Raw genomic sequence first — 13,173 nt, 5'->3', positions numbered from 1 at the left:
GGGCCGAAAGTCACGAGATCAGCGACGACATCCGCTCAGCACGGTACGCAACGCCGGTAGATTTCGGGACACGCCGTGATTGGGGCGCAGCCAGATCGGGCAGGGAGCCGAGCCATTCGCGCACGCCGCTGCCGGCGGCATCCGCTTCGAGGTGGAGGGTGTGCTGGGGGGTGACGGCCGCGTCGATCGCGCCCTGGCGGGTGCTCGGGCGACTCATGCCGTGCACGTGCGTGGGGCCGCCGACCACGAGCAGGTCGACCTGCGAGGGCCACCCCGGCAGCCTGAACGGTCGGAACGAGGGTCACCTCGGCCGGGTCCAGGCCGCGCCCGATCGCCTCCGCGACGAGACGGGTATTGCCGTACATCGATTCAAAGACGATCAGGGCGCGCATGAAAACCTCTAGGAGTGAAGCGGACTAGCGGGAAATGACGACCTTGAGCGCCTTGGTCTCGGCCGCGCGGCCGAAGGTGTCGTAAGCCTCGAGGAACTGGTCGAAGCTGAAGTGGTGCGTGGCCAGCTTCTCGGCCGGCAGCTTCTTGCTCGCGACGAGCTTGAGCAGCATCTTCGTGGTGTTGGCGTTGACCAGGCCCATGCTGATGTTGATGTTCTGGATCCACAGGGTCTCGAGGTGCAGGTCGACCGGCTTGCCGTGCACGCCCACGTTGGCGACGTTGCCGCCCGGTCGCACGATCTCGGTAGCCATGGTGAAGGTCTGCGGAATGCCGACCGCCTCGATGGCCACGTCGACGCCCGCCCCGTCGGTGAGTGCCAGGACCTGCTCTTTCCAGTCGGCGGCGCCCGAGACGACCGTGTCGGTGGCGCCGAAGTCTCGGGCCCGCTCGAGGCGGTTCTCGTCGAGGTCGATCGCGATGATGGTCGCCGCACCGTAGAGACCGGCTGTGGCGATGGAGGCGAGGCCCACCGGGCCGGCGCCGATCACGGCGACGACATCGCCGGGCTTGACCCGGCCGTACTGTACGCCGATCTCGAAACCGGTGGGAAGGATGTCGCTGAGCATGACGCCCTGGTCGTCGCTGACGCCCTCAGGCAGTTTGTGCAGGGAGTTGTCGGCGTAGGGCACGCGCACGAACTCGGCCTGGGTGCCGTCGATGAGGTGGCCGAAGACCCAGCCGATGCCGGAGGCGCCCTCGTCGCCGAGGCAGTGCGAGTACAGGCCATTGCCGCAATTGCTGCAGTGACCGCAGCTCTTGATGCACGAGATGATGACCCGGTCGCCGACCGTGAGGTTGCTCACCGCTGAGCCGATCTCGGTGATCGTGCCGACGCCCTCATGGCCGAGGATGCGCCCGACCGTGACGGCGGGAACATCCCCCTTGAGAATGTGCAGGTCGGTGCCGCAGATCGTGGTGGTGTCCACGCGCACGATGGCGTCGGTCGGGCTGTGCAGCGTCGGGTCGGGAACATCGGTCCAGCTCTTCAGACCGGGGCCGCCATAGACAAGTGCCTTCACGAGTAACTCCTTTGTGATGAATGGGGTGTGATGAATGGGGGTTGTGGCGAATGGGGGCGGGCGAACCCGTCAAAACCACGGTACGACCGGGTGCCCGGTTCGGCTAGGGCCGAAGGTCCCGTAGCCGCCCCGGGGAATAGGCGGCTAATCGGGACTTCCGGCCCTATTCGCGCGGCCCGCAGACTGACAGGATGGACGGGAGGCGATGGAGCACCAGCTCTGGGCCCGCCCTTTCGATTGCAGAACGAGGTAGAGCAATGAACCGGATGATTGTGGTCGGCATCGACGATTCGGCTGCCGGCGAGACCGCCCTCGCGTGGGCCATGGCCCGGGCGGAGAGCGTGAAGAGCCCGGTGACGCTCATGCACACCGTGTACGAAACCTGGCTGGCCGACGGCTACGGCTACTACGACTCCATCCTTGACGCCGAGAAGAAGCTGCTCGCCGAAGCGGGCGCCCGCGCTGCGGCCCTCGCCCCCACGGTCGTGACCCACACCGAGCTGCGCACCGGCAGTGCGCCGCGCGTGCTCAGCGAGCTGTCGAAGGACGCCGACCTGATTGTCGTCGGCACCGAGCGTAAGAGCCGGGTCGAGGGTGACCTGTTCGGCAGTGTCAGCCTGCAGATCGCCGCGCTGGCTACCTCCCCGGTCGCCGTCATCCCCTCGCTGCCCGAGGCCGAGAGATCCGGCGTCTACGTCGGCGTCGACGGCTCGGCCGACTCGGTGACCGCCGTGGCGTTCGCCGCGGCCGAGGCCGACCGCACCGGCCAGGAGCTGTTCGCCCTGTACGCGGTGCACCTGCCGACTCGTCGCGTGCTGCGCAGCATCCCGGCCGAGGCCGTGACCGAGCGCATGGAAGAGGAACGCGTCGTGCTCGCCGAGTCCGTGGCCGGACTCAGCGCACGCTACCCCGACCTCGTGGTGCACCAGGTTCTCGAGACCGACGAATCGCCGGCCCGGGCGCTCGTGGCCGCAGCCCGGAACGCGCAACTGCTCGTGGTGGGCAGCCGCGGTCGCGGATCGCTGCAGCGACTGCTGATGGGGTCGGTCAGTCACGAGGTGCTCCTGCACATCACCTGCCCGACAATTGTCACCAGAACCACCCATAAGTAAGGGCACCACTCGCCAAAGCGTGCTTAGGTTAGAGCCTAAGGCGGCTTGATGGGCGGGGACGAGAACAATGACGGATCAGACTGCCGCCGAACTTGCCCTCACCCAGGAACGAATGCGCGGCCTGCTCGATGCCGTCGTGTCGGTGGCCGAGGACCTCAGCCTTGAAGCGGTGCTCGAACGCGTCATCACCGCGGCCTGCCAGCTCGTGCAGGCCCGGTTCGGCGCCCTCGGCGTGATCGGCGCCGGCCAGGAGCTCAGCCACTTCGTCACCGTGGGCTTCGACGACGAGACCGTGCGCAAGATCGGCGCGCTGCCGGTCGGGCACGGCGTGCTCGGCCTCCTCATTCGAGAACCGCACCCCATTCGCCTGCATGACCTGCACGATCACCCCGACTCCTTCGGTTTTCCAGCGCACCACCCGCCGATGAAGTCATTTCTCGGTGTGCCGGTGCGGGTACGCGACACGGTGTTCGGCAACCTCTATCTCACCGAGAAAGAGGGCGGCGGCGACTTCACCGACGAAGACCAGGAACTCGCCGTCGCGCTCGCCGCGGCCGCCGGCGTCACGATCGAAAACGCCCGCCTTTACGACGAGGCCCGCGGTCGTTCACGCTGGCTCGAAGCGGTCGCCGAAATGGGCCGCGACCTGCTGCGACCGGTCGACGGCGACGAAGACAACGGCCTCGACCTCGTTGCCGAGCGGGTGCTCGCAGCATCCGGCGCCGATCTCGCCGTGATCGGGTTTCCCACCGGCGACAGCTTGTTCTGTGCGGCTGCGGCCGGCGCGCCTGCGTCTCTGGCGTCTGCATCCGCCCTGGTCGGCACGACCGTGCTGCTGCACGCCGACGTCTTGCGCGACGTGCGGGCGACCGGCCGGTCCGCCATGCTCGCCGGGCCGCCACTGCACCCAGCACCATTGCAGGCAGCGGATGCCGCGCCCGGCCCCGCCGCGCACTGGTCGCTCCTGGGTTCCACCCTCGTGGCCGCGCTCGGGCCGGCCGGGGACGGGCAGGGCGTGATCCTGCTGTCGCGCGCGCCGGCATCCGCTGGTTACAGCCTCACCGATCTGGAGATGAGCGCGGTCTTCGGTACCCAGGTGTCGCTCGCGCTCGAACTGGCCTCTGTGCATCGCATGCGCGAGGAGCAGGCCGTGCTCGGTGACCGCGACCGCATCGCCCGCGACCTGCACGACCTGGTCATTCAGCGCCTGTTCGCCGCCGGGCTGAGCATGCAGAGCCTGCGGCGGTTCACCAACGATCCGATCGCGCTCGACCGGATCAACGCCGTGACCAACGAGCTCGACGACACCATTCGGGAACTGCGCGACACGATCTATTCGCTGCGGGGAATGGCGCAGGACACCGGCACGCTCAGCAGCCGCATTCTGGCCGTGATCAAGGAGGGGGCGGCGAGCCTGCCGTATGCGCCGCGCATCCGCCTGTCTGGACCGATCGATGCGCCGCTCAGCGACGAGCTGGGCAGCAGCCTGCTCGCGGTCATCTCGGAGGGACTCAGTAATGCTGCACGGCATTCCCAGGCGAGCTCGATCGACATCTCGGTCGACGCCGACGCTGATCGCATCAAGCTCGTGATCGCCGACAACGGCTGCGGCTTCCGCAAGCCCGCCCGGCGCAGTGGCCTCGACAACCTGAAGGAGCGCGCGGCGCTGCTCGGCGGCAAGTTCTCGGTGCGCAGCGTTCTGGGCGAGGGTACCCGGCTGCGCTGGTCGGCGCCGGTGCCGGAGGTTACCGTGGGTGTTCGTCTCCACGTTTCGCAACGTACACGGCAGCCTGGGTTCGGCGCTGAAAATCCAGCTTCGCCAGCATCGACGACACGTAGTTCTTGACCGTCTTCTCGGCGAGGAACATGGTCTGACCGATTTCACGGTTGGTCAGCCCCTCCCCGATCAGGTCGAGCACCTTGCGCTCCTGCGCGGTGAGCGACGCCAGTCGGGCGTCCTGCGGGTCGGCCAGCCCGGCGATGATGCCCGCCTTGACCGCCGGGTCGAACAGTGAATCGCCGGCCGCCGCGCGTCGGATCTTGCCGAGCAGGTCGGTGCTGCGAATCTCTTTGAGCACGTAGCCGGCCGCCCCGGCGAGCACCGCGCCGCGCAGGGCCTGCTCGTCGTCGTAGCTCGTGAGAATGAGGCAGTGCACGGAGGGGTCGGCCGACCGCACGTCGCGGCAGACCTCGATGCCGGTGCCGTCGGGCAGGCGGGCATCGAGAATGGCCACATCGGGTCGCAACTGCAGAATCAGCGGTGTCGCTTCGGCTGCCAGCCCGCTGTCGGCGACCACGTCGAAGCCCTCGCCCTCGAGTAGCTCGCGCAGGCCGCGGCGCACCAGCTCGTGGTCGTCGAGGATGAAGACGCGAATGCGGTCGGTCGTGCGCGCTGGGGTGTTCATGGGGTGTCCTTCCCGGCCGGGCGCGGTGCAGGCGGCCGGTGCTCGGTTATAAGTCTTTCCAGTGTTGCGCGCGGGCTCACCCGGCGACTAGGGCCAAAGGTCCTTAAGAGCGCACCAACCGGGCAATGGCAGCGGATGCCTCCTGCAGCTTGGCCTCGGCTTCGGCGCCGCCGGCCATGGCCGCGTGCAGAACGCAGTGGTTCAGGTGGTCGTCGAGCAGGCCGAGGGCGACCGATTCGAGCGCGCTCGTCATGGCCGAGATCTGCGTGAGAATGTCGATGCAGTACTTGTCGTCGATGACCATGCCCTGCAGGCCGCGAGCCTGGCCCTCGATGCGGCGCAGGCGCTTGAGGTAGGCGTCCTTGTTGGAGATGTAGCCGTGCGGGCCGTCGTGGGTCTCTGACTCGGTCATGACATCACTGTACCCCCTTGGGGTATGGTTGGGGAATGGTACCCCCAAGGGGTATGGTGGAAATGAAGGCCCCTTCGGGGGCGAAGACCCTTCTCGGGGAGATTACCTTCGCGGGGAGAAGACAGTGAGGCATGACGATGAGCACCACGACCGCCTACGGCGTTGACGGAATGACCTGCAGCCACTGCGTCGCGAGTGTCACCGCGGAGATCGCAGCTCTCGCGGGCGCCGAATCCGTCAGCGTAGACCTCGTCACGGGCGGCACCTCGCGGGTGACCGTCACGAGCGAGTCGGAGCTCGACCCCGCCCTGGTCGCTGCGGCCGTCGAGGAGGCGGGCTACCAGCTGGTAGCCGTCTGATGTCCGCCGGTCAACAGGTTGACCTGCACCTCCTGCGCCGCGCGCCGAGGCGCTCGGCAAGACGGCCGTCATGGTGGCCTGGGACGACGAGGTTCGGGGCGTGCTCACCGTCGCCGATACCGTGAAGCCCACGAGCGCTGCCGCGATCGCGCGGTTTCGGGCGCTCGGGTTGACGCCGATGCTGGTGACCGGTGATAGTGCTGCCGCCGCCCAGACTGTCGCGGACCTGTGCGGCATCACCGACAACACCGCCGGGGTGCTGCCCGCCGACAAGGCGCTGGTGATTGCTTCTCTGCAGGCGCAGGGGCACGTGGTCGCGATGGTCGGTGACGGCGTGAACGATGCCGTCGCCCTGGCGACCGCTGACCTCGGCATTGCGATGGGCTCTGGCACCGATGTGGCGATCGAGGCGAGTGACCTCACGCTCATGCGCAGCGATCTGCTGGCCGCAGCGGATGCCATCCGCTTGGCTCGCCGCACCCTCGCGACGATCAAGGCCAACCTGTTCTGGGCCTTCGCTTACAACGTCGCGGCGATTCCGCTCGCGATGGCCGGGCTGCTGAATCCGCTCATCGCCGGGGCGGCGATGGCCCTCTCGTCGGTCTTCGTGGTGACGAATAGCCTGCGCCTGCGCGGGTTTCGGGCGTTGCCCGTCACCTGAGTGTGGTGTTTATCTTTCCGGGCCCGGGCCCGGAAAGTGGGCCCATGATCTATCGTGGGCCCGGTTGCGTAAGGTGGGCCCAGGCGAGCGGATGCCGCAGCACGCGCCCGGAGGCTTGTACACGCATACCCCTGGGGTATCCTGATCGAGGAGGCAAATGTGAAAATCATCATCGTAGGCGGAGTTGCGGGCGGAATGTCAGCGGCAACGAGGTTGCGCCGGCTCGACGAGACGGCCGAGATCATCGTGTTCGAGCGCGGCCACTACGTGTCGTTCGCGAACTGTGGTCTGCCCTATTTCGTCGGGGGAGTCATCCGTAATCGAGGTGACCTGCTGTTGCAGACCCCGCAATCGCTCGGAGCCCGCTTCTCACTCGACGTGCGCGTCGACACCGAGGTCGTGCAGATCGACCGCGCAGCCCAGACCGTCTCCGTGCGCGATATGCTCACCGGCGAAGAGAATACCGAGCACTACGACCGCCTCGTGCTCGCCGCCGGAGCCTCGGCCCGATCCGGAGCTGTCAGCGACACCACCATTCCCACCCATACGCTGCGCACGGTCGATGACGTCGACCACATCACCGCCGTGCTCGCAGAATCGGGCGCGGCATCCGCTGTGGTGATCGGGGGCGGATTCATCGGCCTCGAAGCCGTCGAAAACCTCGTGCACCGCGGCGTGCACGTGACCCTCGTGCAGCGCGGGCCGCAGATCTTCACCCCACTCGACCCCGAAATGGCAGCGCCCGTGCTCGATCGCGTGCGCGAACGCGGCGTCGACGTGCGCCTGAACACCACCGTGACCGGGCATTCTGGTCAGAGCGTCACCTTGAGCGACGGCACAACCGTGCCGGCCGACCTCGTGATCGACGCGAGCGGCGTGCGCCCCGACGTGACCCTCGCCGAGCAGGCCGGCCTGCGCATCGGCGAGAGCGGCGGCGTCTGGGTCGACGGCACCCAGGCCACAAGCGATCCGCTCATCTTCGCCGTCGGCGACGGTGTCGAGAAAACGGATGCCGTCGACGGCTCCGGCACGCTCGTCACCATGGCCGGACTCGCGAACCGACACGGACGCTCGGTCGCCGACAGCATCGCCGGCACCGCCGAGCAGGCCGCCCCGGCCCTCGGAACCGGGATTCTGGGGATCTTCGGCCTCACCGTGGCACTGGTCGGCTGGAACGAGAAACGCCTCGTCGACGCCGGGCGCGCACACCGCATCGCGCACACGCACCCCGCCAACCATGCCGGCTACTTTCCCGGCGCGGAGGGCATGTCGATCAAGCTGCTCATCGACGCCGAGTCCGACGCTATCCTCGGCGCGCAGATCGTGGGCGGCGCAGGAGTGGACAAGCGCATCGACGTGCTCGCGGTGGCGATGGCGGCGGGGCTGGGCGCATCCGCTTTGACGCGTCTCGAACTCGCCTACGCGCCGCAGTATGCCTCGGCGAAAGACCCGATCAACCAGCTCGGCTATGTCGCCGACAACCTGGCGCAGGGCACGAGCGTGAACCTGCAGTGGCACGAACTGGATGCGGCGCGTGCGGCGGGCTCCGTGCTCGTCGACGTGCGCTCGGCCGGAGAGTTCGCGGCGGGCAGCATTCCCGGCGCGCTCAACGTGTCGCTCGACGAGTTGCGCGCGCGGCTCGCTGACCTGCCGCGGGCGCCGCTCATCGTGCACTGCCAGGTCGGCCAGCGCGGCCATACCGCTGCGCGCATCCTCACCCAGCACGGTTTCGATGTGCAGAACCTCGACGGCGGCTACCGCACCTGGCTCGCCGGAACGTCTAGCCTTGTTGTTTCCCCCATTGCTGAAAGGGTCCTCGTATGAAAGAGATCACCGTCACCGAACTGTCCGCGCTCGCCGAGCCCGTCGTCATCGACGTGCGCGAGCCGTGGGAGTACGAAGCCGCCCACGTGCCCGGCGTCGTGCACATTCCGATGGGCGAGGTCGTCGCACGAATCGGCGAGATTCCAGCGGATGTGCCGGTGCACGTCATCTGCGCCGCCGGCGGTCGCAGCGCGCAGGTGGCCGAGTACCTCGCGGCCCACGGCCATGACGCCGTGAACATTGCCGGTGGCACCGGGGCCTGGCAGCAAGCCGGGCTTCCGACCGAGCAGGGGGCTTGAGATGACGACCACCGACGACGCCCGGGCGGCCGAGCAGAAGAAGATCCTGAACCGGTTGCGGCGGGCGCAGGGGCAACTGACCGCCGTCATCGCCGCGGTCGAGGCTGGCGGCAACTGCCGCGATGTCGTCACCCAGCTCGCCGCGGTGTCGAGCGCGCTCGACAAAGCCGGCTTCGTCATCGTGTCGACCGCGATGCGCGACTGCATCGCGAACCCCGACAGCGAGAACTCGCTCACGGTGCCTGAGCTCGAGAAATTGTTCCTGACGCTCGCGTAGCGCTTTCGGGCAGAGCCGGCCGGATGGGGCACCTATTCGCCGGGCCCACCTTACGAAAGCGGGCCCATGATCTATCGTGGGCCCGCTTTCCGGGCCCGGGCCCGGAAAGCAAAGAGCAGGGGGCTCAGACCGCGGGGGTCACTCCGAGACCTGCCAGCATCTCGGTGACGTTGGCCTTGATCTGGTCGCGGATGCGCCGCACCTCGTCGATCGGCTGGCCGGCCGGGTCCACGAGTTCCCAGTCCACATAGCGCTTACCGGGATAAATCGGGCAGGCGTCGCCGCAGCCCATGGTGATCACGACATCCGCAGCCTGCACGACGTCGTCGGTCAGCGGCTTCGGGAACGACTCATCGAGCGACAAGCCGAGCTCGGTCATGACCGCGACCATGGTGGGGTTCAGCTCGGACGACGGCATCGATCCGGCCGAGCGCACGTGCACGGCGCCACCGGACAGCGCGTTGGTGAACACCGCGGCCATCTGTGACCGGCCGGCATTCTGCTCGCAGACGAACAGCACCTCGGGCACGGCACGCTCGATGGCACCCTTGGCCTGGGCGAGCGCGGTGAGGCGTTCGAGCGCAAACCGCGCGGTGCGGGTCGTGAGGTGCGCCTTCACGCTCGAGGTGCGGAGCAGCCCGGTGTAGGACTCGAGCACGTAGCGTTCCACGGTTTCGGCGGCGAAGATGCCGTGAAAGCGCTCTGCGAGGTCCCCGGCCAGTCGTTTGAGTGACTCTTCGGGGTAGCTCAGACCGGGAAGCATCAGGCCGGCAGGATCTCGGTGAGCAGCTGCTCGATCCGCGCTTTGATCTCATCGCGAATCGGGCGCACGCTCTCGATGCCCTGGCCGGCCGGGTCGTCGAGCTTCCAGTCTTCGTAGCGCTTGCCGGGGAAGATCGGGCAGGCGTCGCCGCAGCCCATGGTGATCACGACGTCGGACTGCTTGACCGCCTCGGTCGTGAGGATCTTCGGAACGTTGCCGGCGATATCGATGCCCTCTTCGGCCATCGCGGCGATCGCCACCGGGTTGATCTGGTCCTTCGGCTCCGAGCCGGCCGAAAGCACCTCGACGCGACCCTGCGACAGCGCGGTCAGAAAGCCAGCGGCCATCTGCGAGCGTCCGGCGTTGTGCACGCAGACGAACAGTACGGAGGGTTTCATGGAACTCTTCCTTCTTGAGTGTGATTTAGACGAGAGCGGATGCCGCGGCCGGCGTCGGCGCGTCGGCCGGCGGCATCCGCTCGGGGAACAGGCGGGGCTTGAGCCAGAGGGCGACATAGACGAGGGCAACTAGGGCGGGAACCTCTATCAGCGGACCGACGATGCCGGCCAGGGCCTGGCCGCTGAGCGCGCCGAAGGTGCCGATCGCGACGGCGATGGCGAGCTCGAAGTTGTTGCCGGCGGCGGTGAAAGCGAGCGTCGTGGTGCGCTCGTAGGTCATGCGCAGCAGCCGCCCGGTGAGAAAACCGACCAGGAACATGACCGCGAAGTAGACCAGCATCGGCAGCGCGATGCGAGCGACATCGCCGGGGTGGTCGATGACCTGCTGGCCCTGCAGGGCGAACAGCATCACGATCGTGAACAGCAGGCCCCAGAGGGCGAACGGGCCGACCCGGGGCAGAAACTTCGCCTCGTACCAGTCCCGGCCGCGGCGCGCCTCGCCGATGCGGCGCGACAGGTAACCGGCCAGCAGCGGGATGCCGAGGAACACCAGCACGCTCGCGGTGATCGCCCAGATCGAGAACTCGGCGCTCGTGGTGGGCAGGCCGAGCCATCCCGGTAGCACCTGCAGGTAGAACCAGCCGAGGGCGCCGAAGGCCACGACCTGGAACACCGAGTTCACGGCCACGAGGAAGGCGGCGGCTTCACGGTCGCCGCAGGCGAGGTCGTTCCAGATCAGCACCATGGCGATGCAGCGGGCGAGGCCCACGATGATCAGGCCCGTGCGGTATTCCGGCAGGTCAGGCAGAAAGATCCAGGCCAGGGCGAACATGAGCGCCGGGCCCACCAGCCAATTCAGCAGCAGGGAGGAGACCAGCAGGCGCTTGTCGGAGGCGACGGCGCGGGCATCCGTGTAACGCACCTTGGCGAGCACGGGGTACATCATGACGAGCAGTCCGATCGCGATCGGCACGCTGATCGACCCGATCGTGAACGCGTGCAGCAGGTCGCCGGCGGCCGGCACGAACACGGCCAGCAGCAGGCCGAGGCCCATAGCGGCGAGGATCCAGACCGGCAACAGTCGATCTATTGCGCCGAGACGGGTGGGGGCAGGCGCCGTAATGCTCACGAATCTCCAAAGTATTGACGACAGCGACTCGCGGTAACATTGATCGGTGTCGATGCCTACGCTAGAACACTGCATCGACCAATGTCAATCTAAGGAGAGTGTGTTCACGTGACGTTTACCCGGACCCTGCCACTGACCGACATTTCAGCCGATGCCTGCTCGTCCCCGCTGGCCCGCGCGGCCATGGCTCCGGACAGCGCCGATGCCCTCGCCCGCTCGCTCAAGGCCCTCGCCGACCCGGCCCGGCTGCGCATCATCTCGATCGTTTCCGCTCACGCCGACCAGGAAGCCTGCGTCTGCGACCTGACCGACCAGCTGACCCTGAGCCAGCCGACCATCTCACACCACCTCAAGGTGCTCGTCGATGCCGGGTTCCTGACCCGCGCCAAACGCGGCACCTGGTCGTATTACAGCCTCGTACCCGGGGCGCTGGGGTCTGTCGCCGGGGTGCTCGCGGGCGTCTGACCCGAGCGGGCCTTGCCGCGACTGCGCGATGGTCTCGCACCGGTTCCGATCGCGGCGGCCCTAGCCGTGCGCACCGAAAGCGGCCAAGCTGATCTCGCAGCCGTGAGGCGGGATGGAGTTGTTCGTGAGTACCTTCGTGATCGTCGGAGTCGTCCCTGGCCAGCCCGACGCGGTCGTACTGGAGGCCGCAGCCTTCGCGGACCGGTTTCACGCCGAACTGGTCTGTGTCATGGTGGAGCCGGGCCGCTATGTTGTCGACGAGTTCGCCGATGGCAGCATCATGTCGCTGCCGGTCGACCCCGACCTGGTCGACCTCGATGATGAGGGCTTTCCGGTTGCCCTGCGCGCCCACCTGACGACCCTGCTCGTCGGCCGCACCCTGACCTGGTCCACCCGCGCCGTGGCCGGCGACCCGGCCCGTGCCCTCTCCCACCTCGCCGACACGCTCGACGCCGCGATGATCGTGGTTGGCACCCGCGAGCGGGGCGTGCGGGCCACCGTGCAGGAATTCTTCGGCGGCTCCGTTGCGGTGCACCTCGCGCACCGGCAGCACCGGCCGGTCGTGGTCATTCCCCTGGCACCGGTCGCCTACCGGGATGAGCTGCCCTGGGAGTCGACGGAATAGGGCGGTGTATTCTGGCCACGGCGATGGATCCCGCCGGAGCATCCGCTCGAACCGCCCGCGCTGATGGTTCCTACTGAATGCATCAGGCAGGTGAACCATCGACACGATCAGGCCGCGCGCCGTGCACCCGAACTGGCGCTCCCTCGGCCTCGTTTTTCTCGGCGGAACCCTGGGTACCGCCCTGCGCGAAGCGCTCGGCCTGCTGCTGCCGGCCGGTCTCGCAGCCGGTGCTCCAGTGCCATTGACCACCGTCGGCATCAACCTGCTCGGTGCCCTGCTGCTCGGGCTGCTGCTCGAGGCCCTCATGCGCCGGGGTCGGGACGCCGGCGGTCGTCGCGACCTGCGCCTGCTGCTCGGCACCGGACTGCTCGGTGGATTCACGACCTACAGCGCCCTCGCCACCGACAGCGCCCTGCTGCTGCGGGACGGCGCCATCGGAATGGCCCTGGCTTACGCCCTCGGCACGGTACTGCTCGGCGGCCTCGCCACCTGGCTGGGCATCGTGGTGGGCGCGGCGCTGCACCGGCGGGCATCCGCTCGGGGGGAGAACGGATGACCCCGCTCCTGTTCCTGGGGATCGCCGCCGCTGGCGGCGTGGGCGCGGCCGCCCGCCTTGCTCTGGACGGCCTCGTGCGCACCCGCCTCGGCGGGGCGTTCCCCTACGGCACCACGATCATCAACGTGAGCGGCTCGCTGCTGCTCGGTCTCGTCACCGGGCTTGCCCTGAACCATCTGCTCGCACCGGAGTGGAGCCTCGTGCTCGGCATCGGCCTGCTTGGCGGGTACACGACGTTCAGCACGGCCAGCTTCGAAACCGTGCGGCTAGCACAGGCGCACCGCTATCTCGCCGCGCTGGCCAACGGTGTCGGCATGCTCGTCGCATCCGTTGTCGCTGCCGCGCTCGGCCTGTGGGCCGGGCTCGCGCTCGGCTAGTCGCGCCGGGCCCAGGTTGCGGAACTGGGCCCATGATTG

General features: G+C 68.0%; 17 protein-coding genes, 1 pseudogene and 1 riboswitch. Of the genes and pseudogenes, 11 read left to right on the top strand and 7 right to left on the bottom strand.

Features of this window, described 5'->3' with window-relative positions; translation table 11 throughout:
• Nucleotides 1-10: 10 nt before the first annotated feature.
• Together E3O06_RS00610 and E3O06_RS00605 are read right to left on the bottom strand one after the other, a co-directional pair.
• Nucleotides 11-217, bottom strand: a complete 207-nt coding sequence (locus E3O06_RS00610; protein ID WP_134501104.1) for a hypothetical protein — start codon at nucleotides 215-217, stop codon at nucleotides 11-13.
• Nucleotides 218-416: 199 nt separating this feature from the next.
• Nucleotides 417-1,472, bottom strand: a complete 1,056-nt coding sequence (locus E3O06_RS00605) for a zinc-dependent alcohol dehydrogenase family protein (protein ID WP_134501103.1) — start codon at nucleotides 1,470-1,472, stop codon at nucleotides 417-419.
• A 257-nt stretch (nucleotides 1,473-1,729) separates the two neighbouring features.
• On the opposite strand from E3O06_RS00605, the gene E3O06_RS00600 reads away from it, so the two are divergent.
• Entirely contained in the window at nucleotides 1,730-2,584 is an 855-nt protein-coding gene (locus tag E3O06_RS00600) for a universal stress protein (protein WP_134501102.1), read from the top strand.
• Nucleotides 2,585-2,651: 67 nt separating this feature from the next.
• A complete protein-coding gene (locus tag E3O06_RS00595) occupies nucleotides 2,652-4,430 on the top strand; it encodes a GAF domain-containing sensor histidine kinase (protein ID WP_134501101.1) in 1,779 nt (592 codons plus the stop codon).
• Here the strand turns inward: E3O06_RS00595 and E3O06_RS00590 are convergent.
• Together E3O06_RS00590 and E3O06_RS00585 are read right to left on the bottom strand one after the other, a co-directional pair.
• Complete coding sequence (locus tag E3O06_RS00590) at nucleotides 4,330-4,989, bottom strand: response regulator (RefSeq protein WP_134501100.1); 660 nt, start codon at nucleotides 4,987-4,989, stop codon at nucleotides 4,330-4,332. The two genes, E3O06_RS00595 and E3O06_RS00590, sit on opposite strands and share 101 nt — an antisense overlap.
• Before the next feature lie 103 nt (nucleotides 4,990-5,092).
• The gene (locus E3O06_RS00585) at nucleotides 5,093-5,401 is read right to left on the bottom strand and encodes a metal-sensitive transcriptional regulator (RefSeq protein ID WP_134501099.1); all 309 of its coding nucleotides are present in this window, start codon (nucleotides 5,399-5,401) and stop codon (nucleotides 5,093-5,095) included.
• A gap of 131 nt (nucleotides 5,402-5,532) precedes the next feature.
• Between E3O06_RS00585 and E3O06_RS00580 the strand changes: the two genes are divergently transcribed.
• The 5 genes and pseudogenes from E3O06_RS00580 (at nucleotide 5,533) to E3O06_RS00560 (ending at nucleotide 8,821) form a co-directional block, all read left to right on the top strand.
• Nucleotides 5,533-5,760 (top strand): heavy-metal-associated domain-containing protein, encoded by a 228-nt coding sequence (locus tag E3O06_RS00580; protein WP_420898854.1) that lies wholly within the window; start codon nucleotides 5,533-5,535, stop codon nucleotides 5,758-5,760.
• Between the two features lie 43 nt (nucleotides 5,761-5,803).
• Nucleotides 5,804-6,421: pseudogene (locus tag E3O06_RS00575) on the top strand (heavy metal translocating P-type ATPase); the annotation flags it as partial.
• Nucleotides 6,422-6,580: 159 nt separating this feature from the next.
• Entirely contained in the window at nucleotides 6,581-8,245 is a 1,665-nt protein-coding gene (locus tag E3O06_RS00570; RefSeq protein ID WP_134501097.1) for an FAD-dependent oxidoreductase, read from the top strand.
• A complete protein-coding gene (locus tag E3O06_RS00565) occupies nucleotides 8,242-8,544 on the top strand; it encodes a rhodanese-like domain-containing protein (RefSeq protein ID WP_134501096.1) in 303 nt (100 codons plus the stop codon). Before E3O06_RS00570 ends, E3O06_RS00565 begins: the two co-directional genes overlap by 4 nt.
• A 1-nt stretch (nucleotide 8,545) precedes the next feature.
• Nucleotides 8,546-8,821: a metal-sensitive transcriptional regulator gene (locus E3O06_RS00560; RefSeq protein WP_134501095.1), complete on the top strand. Its 276-nt coding sequence runs from the start codon at nucleotides 8,546-8,548 to the stop codon at nucleotides 8,819-8,821.
• A 124-nt stretch (nucleotides 8,822-8,945) separates the two neighbouring features.
• Here the strand turns inward: E3O06_RS00560 and E3O06_RS00555 are convergent, their stop codons facing one another.
• The 3 genes from E3O06_RS00555 to arsB are packed head-to-tail and all read right to left on the bottom strand — an operon-like array spanning nucleotide 8,946 to nucleotide 11,111.
• A complete protein-coding gene (locus E3O06_RS00555; protein WP_134501094.1) occupies nucleotides 8,946-9,584 on the bottom strand; it encodes an arsenate reductase ArsC in 639 nt (212 codons plus the stop codon).
• Nucleotides 9,584-9,982: an arsenate reductase ArsC gene (locus E3O06_RS00550; RefSeq protein WP_134501093.1), complete on the bottom strand. Its 399-nt coding sequence runs from the start codon at nucleotides 9,980-9,982 to the stop codon at nucleotides 9,584-9,586. Before E3O06_RS00550 ends, E3O06_RS00555 begins: the two co-directional genes overlap by 1 nt.
• A gap of 25 nt (nucleotides 9,983-10,007) precedes the next feature.
• A complete protein-coding gene (arsB, locus tag E3O06_RS00545) occupies nucleotides 10,008-11,111 on the bottom strand; it encodes an ACR3 family arsenite efflux transporter (RefSeq protein WP_255453485.1) in 1,104 nt (367 codons plus the stop codon).
• A gap of 108 nt (nucleotides 11,112-11,219) precedes the next feature.
• Between arsB and E3O06_RS00540 the strand changes: the two genes are divergently transcribed.
• The 4 genes from E3O06_RS00540 (at nucleotide 11,220) to crcB (ending at nucleotide 13,134) form a co-directional block, all read left to right on the top strand.
• The gene (locus E3O06_RS00540; protein ID WP_420898853.1) at nucleotides 11,220-11,576 is read left to right on the top strand and encodes a metalloregulator ArsR/SmtB family transcription factor; all 357 of its coding nucleotides are present in this window, start codon (nucleotides 11,220-11,222) and stop codon (nucleotides 11,574-11,576) included.
• 124 nt (nucleotides 11,577-11,700) lie between these two features.
• Nucleotides 11,701-12,201, top strand: a complete 501-nt coding sequence (locus tag E3O06_RS00535; RefSeq protein ID WP_241979781.1) for a universal stress protein — start codon at nucleotides 11,701-11,703, stop codon at nucleotides 12,199-12,201.
• Nucleotides 12,202-12,211: 10 nt separating this feature from the next.
• Nucleotides 12,212-12,281, top strand: a riboswitch (Fluoride riboswitch).
• A 41-nt stretch (nucleotides 12,282-12,322) separates the two neighbouring features.
• Nucleotides 12,323-12,757, top strand: a complete 435-nt coding sequence (locus E3O06_RS00530; protein WP_134501090.1) for a CrcB family protein — start codon at nucleotides 12,323-12,325, stop codon at nucleotides 12,755-12,757.
• On the top strand, nucleotides 12,754-13,134 hold the full coding sequence (gene crcB / locus E3O06_RS00525; RefSeq protein WP_134501089.1) for a fluoride efflux transporter CrcB: 381 nt from the start codon (nucleotides 12,754-12,756) through the stop codon (nucleotides 13,132-13,134). Before E3O06_RS00530 ends, crcB begins: the two co-directional genes overlap by 4 nt.
• The last annotated feature ends 39 nt before the right edge of the window (nucleotides 13,135-13,173 follow it).

The organism is Cryobacterium glaciale, assembly GCF_004402535.1.
GTDB lineage: Bacteria > Actinomycetota > Actinomycetes > Actinomycetales > Microbacteriaceae > Cryobacterium > Cryobacterium glaciale.
The sequence above is the reverse complement of the archived record's forward strand: the minus strand, read 5'-3'. Positions and strand labels throughout refer to the sequence as shown.

Excerpts from the sequence above, each read along its gene's own strand:
- E3O06_RS00560 (WP_134501095.1), top strand. The coding sequence starts at position 8,546 with ATGACGACCACCGACGACGCCCGGGCGGCCGAGCAGAAGAAGATCCTG.
- E3O06_RS00555 (WP_134501094.1), bottom strand. The coding sequence starts at position 9,584 with ATGCTTCCCGGTCTGAGCTACCCCGAAGAGTCACTCAAACGACTGGCC.
- E3O06_RS00595 (WP_134501101.1), top strand. The coding sequence starts at position 2,652 with ATGACGGATCAGACTGCCGCCGAACTTGCCCTCACCCAGGAACGAATG.
- E3O06_RS00610 (WP_134501104.1), bottom strand. The coding sequence starts at position 217 with ATGAGTCGCCCGAGCACCCGCCAGGGCGCGATCGACGCGGCCGTCACC.
- crcB (WP_134501089.1), top strand. The coding sequence starts at position 12,754 with ATGACCCCGCTCCTGTTCCTGGGGATCGCCGCCGCTGGCGGCGTGGGC.
- E3O06_RS00585 (WP_134501099.1), bottom strand. The coding sequence starts at position 5,401 with ATGACCGAGTCAGAGACCCACGACGGCCCGCACGGCTACATCTCCAAC.
- E3O06_RS00550 (WP_134501093.1), bottom strand. The coding sequence starts at position 9,982 with ATGAAACCCTCCGTACTGTTCGTCTGCGTGCACAACGCCGGACGCTCG.
- E3O06_RS00590 (WP_134501100.1), bottom strand. The coding sequence starts at position 4,989 with ATGAACACCCCAGCGCGCACGACCGACCGCATTCGCGTCTTCATCCTC.
- E3O06_RS00600 (WP_134501102.1), top strand. The coding sequence starts at position 1,730 with ATGAACCGGATGATTGTGGTCGGCATCGACGATTCGGCTGCCGGCGAG.
- E3O06_RS00565 (WP_134501096.1), top strand. The coding sequence starts at position 8,242 with ATGAAAGAGATCACCGTCACCGAACTGTCCGCGCTCGCCGAGCCCGTC.
- E3O06_RS00580 (WP_420898854.1), top strand. The coding sequence starts at position 5,533 with ATGACGATGAGCACCACGACCGCCTACGGCGTTGACGGAATGACCTGC.